The organism is Acinetobacter sp. 18QD2AZ41W, from assembly GCF_009829025.1.
Classification (GTDB): Bacteria; Pseudomonadota; Gammaproteobacteria; order Pseudomonadales; family Moraxellaceae; genus Acinetobacter; species Acinetobacter pseudolwoffii.
Window position 1 is genome coordinate 1 of record NZ_WURP01000083.1, and the last position, 214, is coordinate 214.

Here is a 214-nt window from a genome sequence, read left to right on the forward strand (position 1 = left end):
TGTTTTCGACATCCCGTTCCAGCAGGCCTTGCCGTTCCAGATAGCGACCCACCCGGTGGGCGATGGTGTGCGTCAGCGGCACTGTTGCAAATAACCACGAATGGTAAGCTGAAGACTGTTTTAGCTAAAGGTGCAGCATATGAATCCTTTCCATGGTCGGCATTTTCAGGGCGAAATCATTCTTTGGGCTGTGCGCTGGTATTGTAAATATGGC

The 214-nt window shown here is 50.9% G+C and carries 1 pseudogene; it reads left to right on the forward strand.

Features of this window, described 5'->3' with window-relative positions:
- Positions 1-139: 139 nt before the first annotated feature.
- Positions 140-214 (forward strand): annotated as a pseudogene (locus tag GVV58_RS15370) (IS6 family transposase); the annotation flags it as partial.